Genomic DNA, 16,075 nt, shown 5'->3' with positions numbered 1-16,075 from the left:
CTGCAACTCAGGTTAAAACTCTTTTTGTATCCAGTTACGCAATTTATCGAAAAAGCCAGTTACAGATGAGCGTTTAGGTTCATTATAATCGCTATCGTCGCTAGACTGCATGTCTCTTGCGTAATGAAGTAATCCAACTGCCGTAGAATGGTACGGCTCTTTTACATAGTCAGTTAATCCGCTGACTTCGAGCGGTTTGCCGACCCTTACTTGATTGCGGAATACGCGTTCCGCACATTCTACCACTCCGTCCATTTGCGCAGCACCGCCGGTGAGTACAACTCCCGCAGCCAGATGGTGCTTGATACCCTCTTCGCGCAATTTTGCTTGTACAGAGTCGATAGTTTGGTTAACCAGTCCCATAAGCTCAGAGTAGCGTGGCTCAATCACTTCTGACAACGTTTGACGTTGCAGGCTACGTGATGGTCGTCCACCTACGCTTGGTACATTAACCGTGTCATCCTTACTGACCAGTTCACTCAAAGCACAGCCATATTTGACTTTTATTTCTTCAGCATCGCTCACTGGCGTACCAAAAGCAAAAGCAATATCACTGGTTACAGCATTTCCTGCGTACGAAAATACTTCTGTGTGACGTAACGCACCGCCAGTCCAGATGGCCACATCCATCGTGCCGGCGCCAATATCAACCACACAAACTCCAAGCTCTCTTTCATCCTCGGTGATTACTGCATTACTAGCAGCAAGCCCAGAAAATACGAGTTGTTCTACTTTAAGGCCGCAGCGTTCTACCGCCTTAATAATATTGCGTGCCATGTCATTATGGCATGAGATAAGGTGGACACTCACTTCCATTCTTACCCCAGATAAACCAAGCGGATTTTTGATTCCTTCTTGGTAATCAATGGTGAACTCCTGCGGGATCACATGAAGAATTCGCTGTTCATCACCGATTTTAATCGATTTTGCGGTATGGATAGCGCGATCCATGTCTTCTTGAGACACCTCTTCATCAGAAATCGTGCCCATACCTTTTTCAATTCGGCTTGCGATATGCTTACCAGACAACGAAATGAAGACTCGGCTGATCTGGCACTCTGCCATTAATTCAGCTTGATCAATTGCACGTTGTACTGATTTTACAACCGACTCCAAATCATTCACGCCACCTTTATCCATGCCGCGTGAGGGGCTACTACCTGCGCCAATAATATTAATTTGACCGTCTGGTAAAACCTCACCCACTAGAGCCGATACGGTTGCAGTGCCTATATCAAGACCAACAATAATGTTGTCATCAGCGGCCTTAGTCATCTGTACTCTCTTCTAACTCTTGTTCAGGAAACCAACCAACTGCGGCTCCTGTATCGTACCTAAGATCGATATAACTGATTCTTTGCGTGTCACTGCCAAGCTTGTTATAGAGCTTAAAAAAGCGCTCTATACGCTCAAGAAGAGACTCTTTACCGAGCTCCAATCGAATACCGTTATCAAGGATGATTTGCCAAGCTCGTCGCTCGTTTAATACCAGAGACGATATCGCTAAACCCAATTGCTGAAACTTAGGACTCAAATCACGGTAAGTCTGTAAGACTTCCGGTCCGCTATCTTTGGGTCCGTACAGCTTCACTTTTTCTTCTTGCAACAGAGCAACATCTCCATCAAAAACGAACCCGTTTTTATCTAACAGTTCGTTGCCATTCCAAATGGCTTCTGGTTGATGCTCCGTCAAAAAAACTTTTACTGTATCCGGCCACTGCTTTCGGATTGCGGCATGCGCTACCCATGGCAGAGCTTCGACACTTTGCTGTAATACATCAATATCCTGAGACATAAATGTACCGATGTGATCAATTCGACTAAATGCAGCCTGCACATCGTCAGCTTGGACATACTCCAGTTTCCCCTGAAGTACTATTTTGGAGAGAGGTAACCTTTGGTCATCCCACATCCAACTGATCGCCGCGTACAAAACAGAACTAATTAAAGTCACAACCACAACGAAAAATAACGCACCCAAGATTTTTTCTTGGCGACCACGGTTGTTACCCGTGTTTGGTCGCTCGTCATTCAGTGCAATATTCAACAACGTCTTCGTTTCCTGACTTTTGTCGTGTACTTTTTACCCATATAATTACGCAGAGGTAAAAGTCTTGACTTTAACCTTGGGATTATACTGAGCTCTTGTAAACTATCAAACACTGATAGCAATAAATCACAATGATATTGACGCAAAATCGAGATCTGAGTCTTTATCTGTCCTTCGCGTCAACAATATGTGTCAGCCAAGCATCTTGTTTATATTCAATTTAAGACCTGCCAGCTGTTTCGCCACTTTACCAATATCACCCGCACCTTGCGTTAAGATTAGGTCGCCGTCTTGTATAACGTTAGCTAAAACTGAAGGTAATTGCTCGATTTCTGGAACAAAAATCGGATCTACCTTGCCTCGGCTGCGAATTGTGCGACATAAAGCGCGCCCATCAGCCCCTGCAATCGGCTTTTCACCCGCTGCGTAAACATCCAGCATGATCAATACATCTACCTGTTCAAGCACATTCGCGAAATCATCGTATAAATCACGAGTACGGCTATAACGGTGCGGTTGGAAAATCATCACCAAACGCTTGTCTTGCCAACCACTGCGTGCTGCATTAATGGTTACATCCACTTCTGTGGGATGATGGCCGTAATCATCAACAAGCATTGCATGGCCGTTGCCAGTATCAAACTCGCCAAGGTGATCAAAACGTCTTCCCGTACCTTGCGTACCAGCCATTGCCTTTAGGATCGCATCGTCTTCAATGTCATCTTCAGTAGCAACCGCAATCGCAGCAGACGCATTCAATGCATTGTGACGACCTGGAATATTCAGCGTGATATCTAAGTTAGCTCGCCCTTTACGTACTACCGTAAATTTGCCTTGCTGCCCCTCTTGACGATAATCTTCAATACGTACGTCGGCATCTTCAGAAAAACCGTAAGTTATCACTTGACGACTGATACGTGGGATTAACTCTCGAACCACAGGATCATCAATGCAAACAATTGCTTGGCCGTAAAACGGTAGATTATGAAGGAAATCGATGAAGGTTTGCTTTAAGGTTTCAAAGTCACCACCATAGGTATCCATATGATCGGCTTCGATATTGGTAACAATGCTCACCATTGGTTGCAAGTGCAGGAATGACGCGTCACTTTCATCTGCCTCTGCAATTAGAATACGACTCGAGCCTAGACGCGCATTTGTACCTGCGCTTTTCACCAAACCGCCATTCACAAACGTTGGATCAAGACCGGCTTCAGAATAGATTTGAGTGACAAGAGCGGTCGTCGTGGTTTTACCGTGTGTACCCGCAACGGCAATACCGTGACGGAATCGCATCAATTCAGCCAACATCTCTGCGCGGCGTACAATAGGGATGCGTAATTCACGTGCCGCCATCACTTCTGGGTTTTCTTCGTTGATCGCCGTTGACACAACAACCACACTTGCTTTTTCTACATTACTGGCTTGATGACCAATAAATACCGTCGCACCTTTTGATACCAAACGCTCTGTCACAGCGTTCTCTGATAGATCAGAACCTGTGATTTGGTAGCCTTCGTTCAACAGCACTTCTGCAATGCCGCTCATGCCCGCACCACCAATACCGATGAAGTGGATGGATTTCACGCGGCGCATCTCTGGCACCATTGCGCGAATCTGAGCTAAGTCTTGTGTATGTTGGATTGTCATCAATTCTATTCTCAATAATTCGGTTAACGCTTTTCGGTCAAAGCGACAATGGCTTGTGCGACAACTCGGTCAGCATTCAATTTTGCAGCGCCACGCGCTTGCTCAGCCATTGTAAGTAAAGCTTGGCGATCCAATTGTTGGATCTGCTGAGTCAGAGACTCAACGGTTAAATCTGGTTGTTCAATCATTTTCGCCGCGCCGCAATCCACCAAATGGTCTGCATTAAGTGCTTGCTGGCGGTCTTTGTGCATGAATGGAACAAAAATAGCGCCTACACCTGCCGCCGAGACTTCAGAAACGGTTAACGCTCCAGAGCGACAAACTAAAAGGTCAGCCCATGCGTAAGCTTCTGCAACGTCATCAATGAATTCCATTACTTCTGCATTTACCACACCATTAGCTTGGTATGCTGCATTCACTTCTTCGGCGGCACCTTTGCCCGCTTGATGACGAATACAGTAATCTTCGCCCAATTTCGACATCACTTCTGGCAGAGTTTGGTTAAGAATACGTGCGCCTTGGCTGCCACCCATCACCAAAATGCGAATTGGACCTTGGCGCTCTTGCATGCGCTCAATTGGCGCTGCTAATTGAGTCACATCTTCACGAACTGGGTTCCCAACCACTTCGGCATTTGGAAAAGCGCCTGGGAAAGCCTGAAAAACCTTCTTAGCGATTTTCGATAACCATTGGTTCGTTAAACCTGCTACTGCATTTTGTTCATGCAGAACAACAGGAATGCCACTCATCCAAGCGGCAATACCGCCCGGGCCGCTAACATAACCGCCCATACCAAGCACTGCGTCTGGCTGCCAGCGTTTCATGTGAGCACGAGCCTGCATAATGGCATTGATAATTTGAAATGGTGCTGCAAGAAGACGTTTAACGCCTTGACCTCGTAACCCTTTCACTTTGATAAAGTCGATTTCAATGCCATGTTTTGGCACCAAATCCGCTTCCATTCGATCCGCCGTACCTAACCAACGGATCTCCCAACCTTGCTCTTGAAGCTGTTTTGCTACCGCCAAACCTGGGAATACGTGACCGCCAGTACCACCAGCCATCACCATCAAACGTTTATTTTGTTTCATTAGCTTGTTGTTCTGATTGTTGTTGCTCGCGTTTCAAGCGGCATTCGTAATCGATACGCAGTAGTATGGACACTGCGACGGACATAATTATTAGACTAGAACCACCATAACTGATGAGTGGAAGTGTTAAACCTTTAGTTGGAACAATACCGGCGGCAGCTCCAACATTAACCAAGGTTTGAAACGCAAACCAAATACCAATTCCGAAAGCCAGATAACCTCCGAACATTTCGCCTTCTTCAAATGCACGCTTGCCGATGTAAACCGCTTTTAGCACCAAGCTAAAAATCAGCATTAAGACCAGCACTACGCCTACGAAACCAAGCTCTTCAGCAAGTACGGCAAACACAAAGTCGGTATGCGCTTCCGGTAGATATTCCAGTTTTTGAATTGAATTACCGAGACCTTGTCCGAACCATTCACCACGACCAAACGCCATCAAAGACTGAGTCAACTGATAGCCACTGCCAAATGGATCTTCCCACGGGTCAAGGAAGGAGGTTACTCGTCGCATACGGTATGGCTCGACGAGAATCAAACCTACTACAGCGCCGATACCTGCCACCATCAAGGCGAGAAACTGGGTTAGTTTTGCACCTGCGATAAAAAGCATGCCAAACAGCGTGACCAGCATCACGACGACCGTCCCCAAGTCTGGCTGACCAAGTAGTAATACTGCGAAGAAGGCAAACACCATGATTGGCTTCATAAAGCCACCAAAGAACGTTTGTCGTACTTCGTCTTGCTTTCGAACTAAGTAACCAGACATGAAGATAAACAGCGATAGCTTCGCGACTTCCGCTGGCTGAAGGTTAAACAGCCCAAGGGGAATCCAACGAGACGCACCATTAACCGACTTACCCGCCAAGAGCACGATGATCAACAGTGCGAAAGAAGCCCAAAGTAAGTAATGGCTCTTCTTAAACCACTCTTGCAAAGGCACTTGCAAAATAACAGCGGAGGTCCCTAACGCCAGCACGAGAAACGTCGCATGACGAAACATAAAGTGGAACGGCTGTTCCGTTAATCGAGAGCTGATTGGAAATGATGCAGAGGTTACCATGACCAAACCAGTCAACATCAAACCCAGTGCAATCCACACTAACTGACGATCAAACATCGCCTCTGGGGCTGGATGCTTGAGCCAATTGCCAATACTGCGTTTAACGTTACCTAAACCCACGAAGTGTGTAACCTTTAATTATGCATATTTCTGAGCAAGAGCAGCGAAAGCATCACCTCTTGCCATAAAGTTGTCGAATTGATCAAAGCTAGCACATGCAGGAGACAGCATCACCATATCACCTGGTTTTAACTGCGAAGATACTTGTTGAATCACATCTTCCATAGTGTCGAAACGTATTGCAGATTCATGCAGTGGCATAAATTCATCGCCATCAGCGCCAAAGCAACACAGTTGCAAGTTAAGCGTCGCGAAGATCGGTTTTAATGGCGAGAAGTCAGCACCTTTGCCAACACCACCAACGAGTAAGTAGAGCTTGCCTGTCGATTCCAAACCAGATAGCGCAGCCATAGTGCTGGCAATATTAGTTGCTTTAGAGTCATTCACCCATTTGACGCCTTGATTATCCGCAACCACCTGGCATCGGTGTGTCAGTCCCGTGTAATTTTTAAGTGCATTCAATGCTTTGTGATAGTTTACGTCCGCAGCTTTTAATAGCGCTAAAGCAACCAGAGCGTTAGATAAGTTGTGCTTACCAACCAACTTAAGCTCATCACTTGCGACAACTCGTTGACCGTGATCGAGCAGCCAAGTACGGTTGCCATCCACCTCGAGACCAAAGTCCTGATTGTCGCTGCCAAATGTCACCAATGGCATCTCTGCGTCTGGGAAGGTTTCTTGATCATCACGGTTCACGACTGCAAGAGCAGCATGGTTAAAAATACGCAACTTAGCTTGTCGATAGTCAGACATGCCTTGATAACGATCCATATGATCTTCAGAAAGATTCAGAAACGCAGCGGCTTTGAGCTTTAAGCTTGACGTCGTTTCTAACTGGAAGCTCGAGAGTTCGAGTACATATAGGTCTGCGTCTTGTTCTAACAAATCCAGAGCAGGCACACCGATGTTACCACCAACGCCAACATCCAAACCTGCAGCGTTAGCCATCACACCTGTGAGGTCGGTTACTGTGCTCTTACCGTTTGAGCCCGTAATCGCAATCACCGGTTTCTGCACCGCCCAAGCGAATAACTCGATATCACCTACTACTGCCGTACCTTTTGCTAATACGGCTTGGATCTCTGGTGTCGCTAGCGCAATACCAGGGTTGGTCACGATAAGATCCGCGTCAGAAAGCCAGTCTGTATTCCAACCACCACTATGCAGTTGAACATCTTCCGGCAAGCGCTCTGCACCCGGAGGGTTTACGCGAGTATCAATGACTTTGACCACAAGCTGTGGCTGATTTTTTCTTAGGTGTTTAACGACAGAGAGCCCGGTAATACCGAGCCCTACGACGACAACACTATGTATGTTTTGCCAACGTTCCATATTTGATCACACTGTAAATCTTGTTCTTGGAAAGTGCGATTAACGCACTTTCAATGTCGCAAGACCAATCAGAACAAGAACCATAGAAATAATCCAGAAACGCACGATTACGCGAGGTTCTGGCCAACCTTTCAATTCGTAGTGGTGGTGAATCGGTGCCATACGAAAAATGCGCTGACCACGCAGTTTGTATGAACCCACCTGTAGAATTACCGACAGCGTTTCCATCACAAACACACCGCCCATGATCACCAACACCAACTCTTGACGAACGAGAACAGCAATAGTGCCTAACGCGCCGCCAAGCGCTAGTGAGCCGACATCACCCATGAACACTTGTGCTGGATACGTGTTAAACCACAAGAAACCAAGGCCTGCACCGACGATTGCTGTACATACGACAACCAACTCAGAAGCATGTGGTAAGTATGGAATATGAAGGTATTCAGAGAAGTTAACGTTACCGGTCGCCCATGCAATAACCGCGAAGCCTGCTGCAACAAGAACCGTTGGCATGATTGCCAAACCGTCTAGACCATCAGTCAGGTTAACCGCGTTACTTGTACCTACAATGACAAAGTAAGTCAGAATGATATACATCAAACCAAGCTGCGGCATGATGTCTTTAAAGAATGGCACCACTAGCTGAGTTGCTGCTGTGTCTTTACCGTAAGCATACAATGCGAAAGCGACGACAAACGCGATCAACGACTGCCAGAAGTACTTCCAACGCGCGATCAAGCCATCGGTATTTTTGCGTACCACTTTACGATAATCATCAACAAATCCGACCGCACCGTAGCCAAGTAAGACTGTCAGTACCGCCCATACGTAAGGGTTGGATAAGTCTGTCCATAGCAAAATCGTGATTGAGATGGCCGCTAAGATCATGATACCGCCCATTGTTGGGGTACCACGCTTACTAAAGTGAGATTCAGGACCTTCGTTACGCACTACCTGACCAATTTGCAGCATTTGCAAACGCTTGATCATGATTGGTCCCATCCATAATGACAGACCTAGAGCGGTTAATACGCTTAGGATTGCTCGAAAAGACAAGTATTCAAACAATCGGAAAAAAGACAGGTATGGCTGTAGCAGCTCGGCAAGCCAAATAATCATTAATAATACTCCTTCAAAGCAGCAGCGACTTCAAACATACGTGCACCATTCGCTCCTTTCACCAATATCGTATGGTTTTCAGGAACGGCTTGGTCTAGATGCTGCTTGATGTATTCAATCATCTCTTGGTGCGTCTCAAAATGAATGCCTTGGCAAAGATCACTGATCACCTTGGCGTCTGCACCATATGTGAGAACATGTTCAAATTTTTGTGGGGCAGCATGTTCCCCGACTTGACGATGAAGTGCAAGACTTTCCTCGCCCAATTCCGCCATATTACCTAAAATCAGCCAGCGTTGACCTGGGAAAGCGGCCAATAAATCAACTGCCGCTTTCATGGCTGGCACGCTCGCGTTGTAGCTGTCGTCAATCAATTTTATCTTTTCGCTCAGCGCTTCAACCTCGACGCGACCTTTCACTTTGTTCAAATGTTTAAGGCCAGCGCGAACCTCTTCTAATGTGGCGCCCATTTGTAACGCAATAATAGAAGCAGCGATCGCATTCGCAACGTTGTGTTGACCTATAATACCCAGAGACAGTTCAATTTCTTGTGAGCTTGCTGCGATATGTAAGTCAAAGCTTGCTTCACCTGCGGCGTTCAATACGATGTTAGAAGCGAAGAAGTCTGCATCAGTATTACTTTGTGAAAAAGTAATGACTTTCTTATCTGCTAACACTTCATCCCACTTGGCTTCACCATTGCTGTCTAGGTTAACAATCGCAATACCACCAGCTGAAAGGCCTTGGTAGATTTCACCTTTGGCTTGTTTCACGCCATCGATAGAACCAAAGCCTTCAAGGTGAGCGGCGGCTACATTGTTCACTAACGCGATATCTGGTTTTACTAACTGAGTCGTGTAAGCAATTTCACCTATATGATTAGCACCAAGCTCAATCACGGCATAATCATCATCCTGCTGTGAGCGCAATAATGTCAACGGAACACCAATATCATTATTGAAGTTACCCGCCGTGAATAACACTTTGCCTTTCAATTGCAGGATACTCGCAACCATTTCTTTTACGGTCGTTTTACCGCAACTTCCGGTGATGGCAACGGTAGGTGTTTTGCATGCTTGATGCACCCAAGAAGCAAACTCACCCAATGCAAGTTTGGTATCCGACACCACAATTTGCGGCACATTCACATCTAAGCGTTTTTCTACGAGTAAAGCACCGGCACCTGCATCTACCGCTTGTTGGCAAAAGTTGTGCGCATCAAAGCGCTCCCCAACTAACGCGACGAATAAAGCCCCACGCTCAATCGTTCGTGTATCAGTAGAAACCGCGTCGATAAGTAGCTCGTCGCCGAATCGCTCACCACGAGTGATGTCTGCAATTTGAGATAACGTTACTTTGATCATGAGGTCAATCCTAAAAGTTGCATTGCGGACTCGCGGTCGGAGTAATGAATCGTTTCGCCATTACGAATCTGATAATCTTCATGGCCCTTTCCAGCTAACAAGATAATGTCATTTGGCGAAGCATTTTCAATGGCATAAGACAGCGCTTTGAAGCGGTCATGCTGAACAATCGCTTCAGCAGGTTTTGACAGCCCAGCTAACATATCTTTCACAATCTGAACCGGATCTTCGCTGCGTGGGTTATCGTCAGTCAACACCACTCTGTCGCCCAGACGCTCTGCAATTTCCGCCATCATTGGGCGCTTACCTGCATCGCGATCGCCACCGCAGCCAAAAATAGCCCACAGCTGGCCTTCACAATGAACTCGTAAAGCTTGCAGCGCTTTTTCTAAAGCATCAGGAGTATGAGCATAATCGACCACGACTTTGGCACGATCCTCAGTTTGGAATAACTCCATTCGGCCGAGTACGGGTTGCAGTTGACCTGCAGTTTCGAGTAACGCTTGTTTCTCTTTACCTAAGCTTAATAAGGTCGCAAAAGCGAGCATTAAGTTGGTTGCATTAAACTCACCAATCAATGGCGCGTGCAATTCACCTGAGCCAAATTTACCATCGAACTTAATAGTAATCCCTGACTCTGCGTAACTGACTTCCGTCGCCCAAATTGCGCTTTCAAATTCAGTGTTCGGCTTGAGCGAGACAGCGATCGCATTACTTAACTGCGACGCCCATTGATGACCGACTTCATCATCAACATTGATAATGGCACGTTCACATTGGTGTTGCGTGAACAACCCAAGCTTTGCATTGGCATACTCTTCCATCGTGCCATGATAATCTAAGTGGTCACGACTTAAGTTAGTAAACACGCCCGCCGCAAATGATAATGCTTTGACACGACCTTGCGTCAGGCCATGAGAAGATACTTCTAGCGCGGTGTATGTGGCTTGTTGATTTGCGAGAGAGGAGAGCGTTTTCTGAATTTCAACGGCATTCCCCGTTGTATTCGCAGCTTGTTGCAAGTTATTGAGGAAGCCATTTCCTGTTGTTCCCATTACCGCCGCTTTATGGTCAAGCAGTTCTAGCCATTGCGCTATTAACTGGGTAATGGTGGTTTTGCCGTTGGTGCCGGTGACACCAATCAAATCCATATCAGGGTAAGCATAGATCTTTCCAGCAATTGCGGATAAACGTTGGTCCAACCTATCAATGTAAATGACGGGAACATCATCAATGATTTCCACCGTACCATGTGTTTTGACATCGCAGGCTTGCGCCAGGGCTGCATTTGCACCTTGCTCAATTGCAGAGGCAATGAATTTACGCCCATCCACAACATGGCCAATCACTGCTACAAACGTGGTTCCAGGTTGAACTCTTCGGCTGTCGAGCTCCAATTCAGAAACAAGAACGGACGATAAGCTAGGGCAATCCACCCAAGGGGAAAGCAGCACGTCCATACTGATGGCTTTAGTCATATTTGTTCTCCGAGCTTTGGCTCAGGTTTTCTTAATTTTGTTTGCTCAGTAAACCACAGGGCTTACTGTTGGAATTTGTTTTCGTCAGGTGCAACATTGAGTATTTGTAGCGCGCCTTTCATGATTTCAGAGAAGACAGGAGACGCTACCGAACCACCATAGTAGTCATCGCCTTGAGGCTCATTTACGATCACTACTAAAGCAATTCGCGGATCGCTAACCGGAGCAAGCCCAGCCGTGTAGGTGATGTACTCATCGCTGTACCCACCGGCAGAAGCTTTACGTGATGTACCTGTTTTCGCTCCCACTCGATAACCAGGAACTGCCGCTCTGCGAGCCGAGCCCCCTTTTTGAGTTACGGTTTCCAACATGTCTAATACTTGACGCGCATACTTCGCACTCACCACTTGGCGTGACATGTCATGATCATTGCTTTCGATAATATGAATAGGCTCGTATTTGCCAAGGTTTCCAAGCGTCGCATAAGCATGGGCTAGCTGGATTGGTGTAATTGATAGACCATAACCAAACGCAATCGTGGCGCGCTCAATTGGCGACCAACGAGTTCGTGTAGGAAAAATACCCGTCACTTCCCCGACTAGGTTTAGGCCAGAAAGCTCACCAAAACCCACTGAACTGTACAGCCCAAGAAGCGCCTCTACCGGCATTTGCATTGCTAGCTTCGTCACACCGATATTACTCGACTTTTTAAGGATCGTGGTCAAGCTCGCTTTGCCTACGCGAGAGACATCTCTGACTCGACTACCACCTAAACGTAGGACACCATTACCGGTATCTACGATGGTATCTTTATCGGCTATCCCATTTTCTAAGGCGGCTAAAATAACGAAAGGCTTAATGGTCGAACCGGGCTCCATTGAGTCTGTGATCACTCGGTTACGCATTTGATAGCTTTGCCAATCGCTACGATTGTTAGGGTTGTAAGAAGGAGCATTAACCATGGCCAATACGGCGCCCGTTTTTACATCCAACATGACAACGGAACCTGAAGTGGCGCGGTGGTCCGCAACGGCTTGCTTAATCGCACGATACGCAATCGCCTGTAGGCGCTGATCGATGGTTAACTGAAGTGATTTACCTTCTTGCTTGTCTTGCCAAGCAATGTTTTCCACAACACGACCATAACGGTCTTTACGAATAGTTTTCTTACCCGCCGCGCCAGTGAGCCATTCATCGTAGCTACGCTCCACACCTTCTAGGCCATGCCCGTCAATGCCTGTTACACCGACTAAGTGAGCACTAACCTCACCTGCAGGATAATAACGACGAGATTCCGACTTAAGGCCAACACCTGGCAGCTTTAGCTCACGAATATAGTTCGCCATGGCCGGACTGACCTGGCGCTGCAAGTAGATAAAGCGGCGTTTTTCATTGCGCTTGATTTTGTCTATTAACCCTTGTCGGTCAATACCAAGAACATCCGCTAATGCATGCCAACTTTTGGTCTGGCTTAACGCGTTTTCTTTAAATATCGTGGCAGGATCTGCCCAAACCGCCTCAACCGGTACACTGACAGCAAGCGGCTCACCATTTCGATCCGAAATAATACCGCGAGCAGAAGGAATGGATTTAACACGAACCGAACGTAGGTCACCTTGTTTAATCAGGTTATCTGGCTCAATGATTTGGATGTAGGCTACGCGTGCCACCAAAAGGGCAAATGCACAAAAAACAAAAAACAGTAATAGATGGAAGCGCCAACGAATCAAGAAAGATTCTTCGACCGCCACTTTCACTGCTTTGTTATCGGTTTTCTTATCCCCCGTAGCCGCTTTCTCTTTTGCTACAGGTTTACGCTTATTGGCTTGTTTCGTGTTGGATTTTTTTCTAATCATTTGAGCGTGACAACCACTTCTTTATCGCCATCAGGTCGTTTCATTTCAAGTTCTTTTTTGGCAAGGTCTTGAACACGACTGTGTTCCGCGAGGGCAGTTTCTTCCAACATTAAGTTACGCCATTCGCTATCTAATCGTTCTCGTTCAACCAACGTATGGTCTTTCTCGGTGATCGCTTGACGCGCATGGTGGGTAGCAAATACCACTCCCATTGCCGATGCCACGATCAATAGCAACAACAGTAATGGCCAGCGACCAACAGTGAGGAGATCCGTTGCAATCAACTTAGCAAGATTAGGAGTGGATTTCGTCATAATAATTAAAGCTTTTCTGCAATTCTTAACACAGAGCTGCGCGAACGAGGGTTCATTTCAATTTCTTGTTTGCTTGGTTTAATCGCTTTGCTCACCGCTTTCATATTCGCACTACCAAGAGCACGAATTTGCTCTTCCGTCATTGGAATACCGTGTGGCACTTCAGGCCCTTTGCTCTCTTTACGGATAAAACGTTTGACCATACGGTCTTCCAGAGAGTGGAAGCTAATCACAGATAAACGGCCTTCAGGAGCAAGAATGCTCGCCGCGCCTTTAAGTGCCGTATCAATTTCTTCTAACTCACTGTTGATGTAAATACGAAAAGCCTGGAAAGCACGAGTCGCAGGGTGTTTTTTCTCTTTAAAACTTTTCGGTGCGGCATCTGAAATCAATTTTGCCAGCTGACCAGTGCGAACCATTGGCTCATTTTCTTCATCTTCACGGTAGGCAACAATCGCTTTTGCAATACGGCGCGCATGTTTATCTTCCCCGAACTCGCGAATGACCCAAGTGATATCATCGAGGTCTGCTTCCATCAACCATTGAGATACTGGAATACCTGATGTCGGGTCCATACGCATATCTAGCGGACCATCTTTCATAAAGCTAAAGCCACGCTCTGCGTCGTCTAACTGAGGAGAAGAAACGCCTAAATCCAGAAGAACACCATCCACTTTTCCAACTAGCCCATACTCTTCAGCATACTCAGCAATACCAGAAAATGGACCATGAATAATGGTGAAGCGAGGGTCATTGATTTTGCCTGCCTCAGCGATCGCTTGAGGGTCACGGTCGATACTGTACAGTCGGCCATTTTCACCGAGTTTAGATAGAATTGTCCGGCTGTGACCGCCACGGCCAAATGTTCCATCAATATAGACGCCGTCTGGTTTGATAGCTAAGCCATCAATGGATTCATTTAATAACACGGAAATATGTTGGAAGGTTTCGGTCATAGCTTTCTCGTTGAATGATCTTGAAGCGATTCTTTAGTGTACTGATTTCCTACATCATCGCCACCACAAGTCTAAAGTTAGACGTGATTTACGCCAAGTTTATTGGTAATGACATAGTTTGCGTCAATTAAATGCAAAAAACCCATCACTACCGAAGTAGAGATGGGTCTCGAATAGGTGGAGCCGACACATAAGCCGGGTTCTGTTCCGCTTGCGCGGCGGTAGCCATTCGTCTAGGCCAGCAATCACTCACTGGCTCGAGCAACCTACCCGCCTCCTTACGCGAGCAACGCAATGTGGAGGCCTATTTGGTCTTGCTTCAGGTGGAGTTTACCCTGCTACGAACTATTGCTAGTCGTCCGGTGCGCTCTTACCGCACCCTTTCACCCTTACCTGTACCCTTACGGGCCATCGGCGGTCTTCTCTCTGCTGCACTTGTCGTAGGCTTGCGCCCCCCAGGCGTTACCTGGCACCTTGCTCTATGAAGCCCGGACTTTCCTCCCCTTTGTCAGTCTCCCGAAGGACGTCAACGTCAGTCTCCCAAAGGGACTTCGACGTCAGTCTCCCGAAGGACATCAACAAAGCAGCGACTACCCAGTCAGCTCCGAGGGCGGATTGTATAGAGTTCTCACTTCAGAGTCTAGTTAGATCACAGATATGATGAAATGAATGCACTAAGTGATGACTTTTTAGTCAGCGCGCCAAAAATAGATAATAAAAAGGCCGATTCCTAAACATCAGCCCTCATTGACCATTTATCTCGCTAGCGGCACTTAGTCTAAGTTTTCTAAGCCCCATTTATATAGCGCATTCTTCTTCAAGTTATGTATTTCTGCCACCAAAGCAGCTGCTTTTTTCAAAGGCAGCTCTTTGGTCAAAATCCCTAACGTGCGTAAAGCATCTTCAGGTAGTGAGTCGTCTGTTGTTTCACGATGGCCATGTACCAACAATACCATTTCACCACGCTGTTGGTTATCGTCACTTTTCACCCATTTAATCAGCTCACCTAACGGCATGCCTTGAATGGTTTCAAAGGTTTTTGTTAGCTCTCTTGCCAACACAACTTCTCTATCTGGGCCAAGAACGTCTAACATGTCTTGTAGAGAGTCTAAAATACGGTGCGGTGACTCGTAAAAAATACACGTACGCTCTACCGAAGCAATCTCTAGGAATTTATCCTTACGACCTTTGCTTTTCGGTGGTAAAAAACCTTCGAAGCTAAAGCGATCAGATGGCAAGCCAGAGGCACTTAACGCCGTAATGACCGCACAGGCACCTGGAAGAGGCACAACTCTAACGCCCGCTTGACGACATTTTGTCACCAAATGGTATCCTGGGTCGCTGATAAGTGGCGTACCAGCGTCAGAAACTAATGCGATAGACTGACCGGAAAGCAGCTTTTCTACCAAAACTTGTGCTTTTTGCTGCTCATTGTGGTCATGTAGAGCAAAAGTTTTGGTTTGAATATTGAAGTGAGACAGTAATTTGCCCGTATGTCGAGTATCCTCAGCGGCAATGATGTCCACAGTCGACAGAATTTCGATAGCACGTTGGGTGATATCCGCTAAATTTCCGATTGGAGTCGGTACGATATAGAGAGTTGGCCCCTCATTCGGCAACTTATTTTTATCTGTCATTTGTTTACCATCACTTCAACGATTAATATAGAGACAATTTTG

The 16,075-nt window shown here is 46.6% G+C and carries 13 protein-coding genes and 1 other RNA gene; all 14 read right to left on the bottom strand.

Annotated elements, in window-relative coordinates:
- Positions 1–12: 12 nt before the first annotated feature.
- The gene (gene ftsA, locus R7Z77_RS04405; RefSeq protein WP_005372946.1) at positions 13–1,275 is read right to left on the bottom strand and encodes a cell division protein FtsA; all 1,263 of its coding nucleotides are present in this window, start codon (positions 1,273–1,275) and stop codon (positions 13–15) included.
- Positions 1,268–2,050, bottom strand: coding sequence for a cell division protein FtsQ/DivIB (locus tag R7Z77_RS04400; protein ID WP_005387393.1), 783 nt, complete (start codon positions 2,048–2,050; stop codon positions 1,268–1,270). The genes ftsA and R7Z77_RS04400 overlap by 8 nt, the downstream gene beginning before the upstream one ends.
- A gap of 192 nt (positions 2,051–2,242) precedes the next feature.
- Positions 2,243–3,700, bottom strand: a complete 1,458-nt coding sequence (gene murC, locus R7Z77_RS04395) for a UDP-N-acetylmuramate--L-alanine ligase (RefSeq protein ID WP_005387395.1) — start codon at positions 3,698–3,700, stop codon at positions 2,243–2,245.
- 23 nt (positions 3,701–3,723) lie between these two features.
- Positions 3,724–4,791 carry an undecaprenyldiphospho-muramoylpentapeptide beta-N-acetylglucosaminyltransferase gene (gene murG / locus R7Z77_RS04390; RefSeq protein WP_318136609.1) on the bottom strand — a complete coding sequence of 356 codons (1,068 nt, stop codon included), beginning with the start codon at positions 4,789–4,791 and terminating at the stop codon, positions 3,724–3,726.
- Positions 4,778–5,974: a cell division protein FtsW gene (ftsW, locus tag R7Z77_RS04385; RefSeq protein ID WP_005372933.1), complete on the bottom strand. Its 1,197-nt coding sequence runs from the start codon at positions 5,972–5,974 to the stop codon at positions 4,778–4,780. The genes murG and ftsW overlap by 14 nt, the downstream gene beginning before the upstream one ends.
- 18 nt (positions 5,975–5,992) lie before the next feature.
- Positions 5,993–7,306 carry a UDP-N-acetylmuramoyl-L-alanine--D-glutamate ligase gene (gene murD, locus R7Z77_RS04380; protein WP_033906092.1) on the bottom strand — a complete coding sequence of 438 codons (1,314 nt, stop codon included), beginning with the start codon at positions 7,304–7,306 and terminating at the stop codon, positions 5,993–5,995.
- Positions 7,307–7,345: 39 nt separating this feature from the next.
- Complete coding sequence (gene mraY, locus R7Z77_RS04375) at positions 7,346–8,428, bottom strand: phospho-N-acetylmuramoyl-pentapeptide-transferase (protein ID WP_005372931.1); 1,083 nt, start codon at positions 8,426–8,428, stop codon at positions 7,346–7,348.
- Positions 8,428–9,792, bottom strand: a complete 1,365-nt coding sequence (locus tag R7Z77_RS04370) for a UDP-N-acetylmuramoyl-tripeptide--D-alanyl-D-alanine ligase (protein ID WP_005372928.1) — start codon at positions 9,790–9,792, stop codon at positions 8,428–8,430. Before R7Z77_RS04370 ends, mraY begins: the two co-directional genes overlap by 1 nt.
- On the bottom strand, positions 9,789–11,270 hold the full coding sequence (murE, locus tag R7Z77_RS04365; protein WP_225466622.1) for a UDP-N-acetylmuramoyl-L-alanyl-D-glutamate--2,6-diaminopimelate ligase: 1,482 nt from the start codon (positions 11,268–11,270) through the stop codon (positions 9,789–9,791). Before murE ends, R7Z77_RS04370 begins: the two co-directional genes overlap by 4 nt.
- A 62-nt stretch (positions 11,271–11,332) precedes the next feature.
- Positions 11,333–13,126 (bottom strand): penicillin-binding transpeptidase domain-containing protein, encoded by a 1,794-nt coding sequence (locus tag R7Z77_RS04360; protein ID WP_086046525.1) that lies wholly within the window; start codon positions 13,124–13,126, stop codon positions 11,333–11,335.
- Positions 13,123–13,440 (bottom strand): cell division protein FtsL, encoded by a 318-nt coding sequence (gene ftsL / locus R7Z77_RS04355; RefSeq protein ID WP_005372920.1) that lies wholly within the window; start codon positions 13,438–13,440, stop codon positions 13,123–13,125. Before ftsL ends, R7Z77_RS04360 begins: the two co-directional genes overlap by 4 nt.
- A 5-nt stretch (positions 13,441–13,445) precedes the next feature.
- On the bottom strand, positions 13,446–14,396 hold the full coding sequence (gene rsmH, locus R7Z77_RS04350; RefSeq protein ID WP_017633610.1) for a 16S rRNA (cytosine(1402)-N(4))-methyltransferase RsmH: 951 nt from the start codon (positions 14,394–14,396) through the stop codon (positions 13,446–13,448).
- Between the two features lie 175 nt (positions 14,397–14,571).
- Positions 14,572–15,002, bottom strand: an RNA gene (gene rnpB, locus R7Z77_RS04345) — RNase P RNA component class A.
- A gap of 167 nt (positions 15,003–15,169) precedes the next feature.
- Positions 15,170–16,033: a 16S rRNA (cytidine(1402)-2'-O)-methyltransferase gene (gene rsmI, locus R7Z77_RS04340; RefSeq protein ID WP_047101994.1), complete on the bottom strand. Its 864-nt coding sequence runs from the start codon at positions 16,031–16,033 to the stop codon at positions 15,170–15,172.
- Positions 16,034–16,075: the final 42 nt, after the last annotated feature.

It is taken from the genome of Vibrio sp. 1401 (assembly GCF_033340295.1).
Note: the sequence above shows the minus strand (reverse complement) of the source record. Positions and strands in the feature narration are given on the sequence as shown.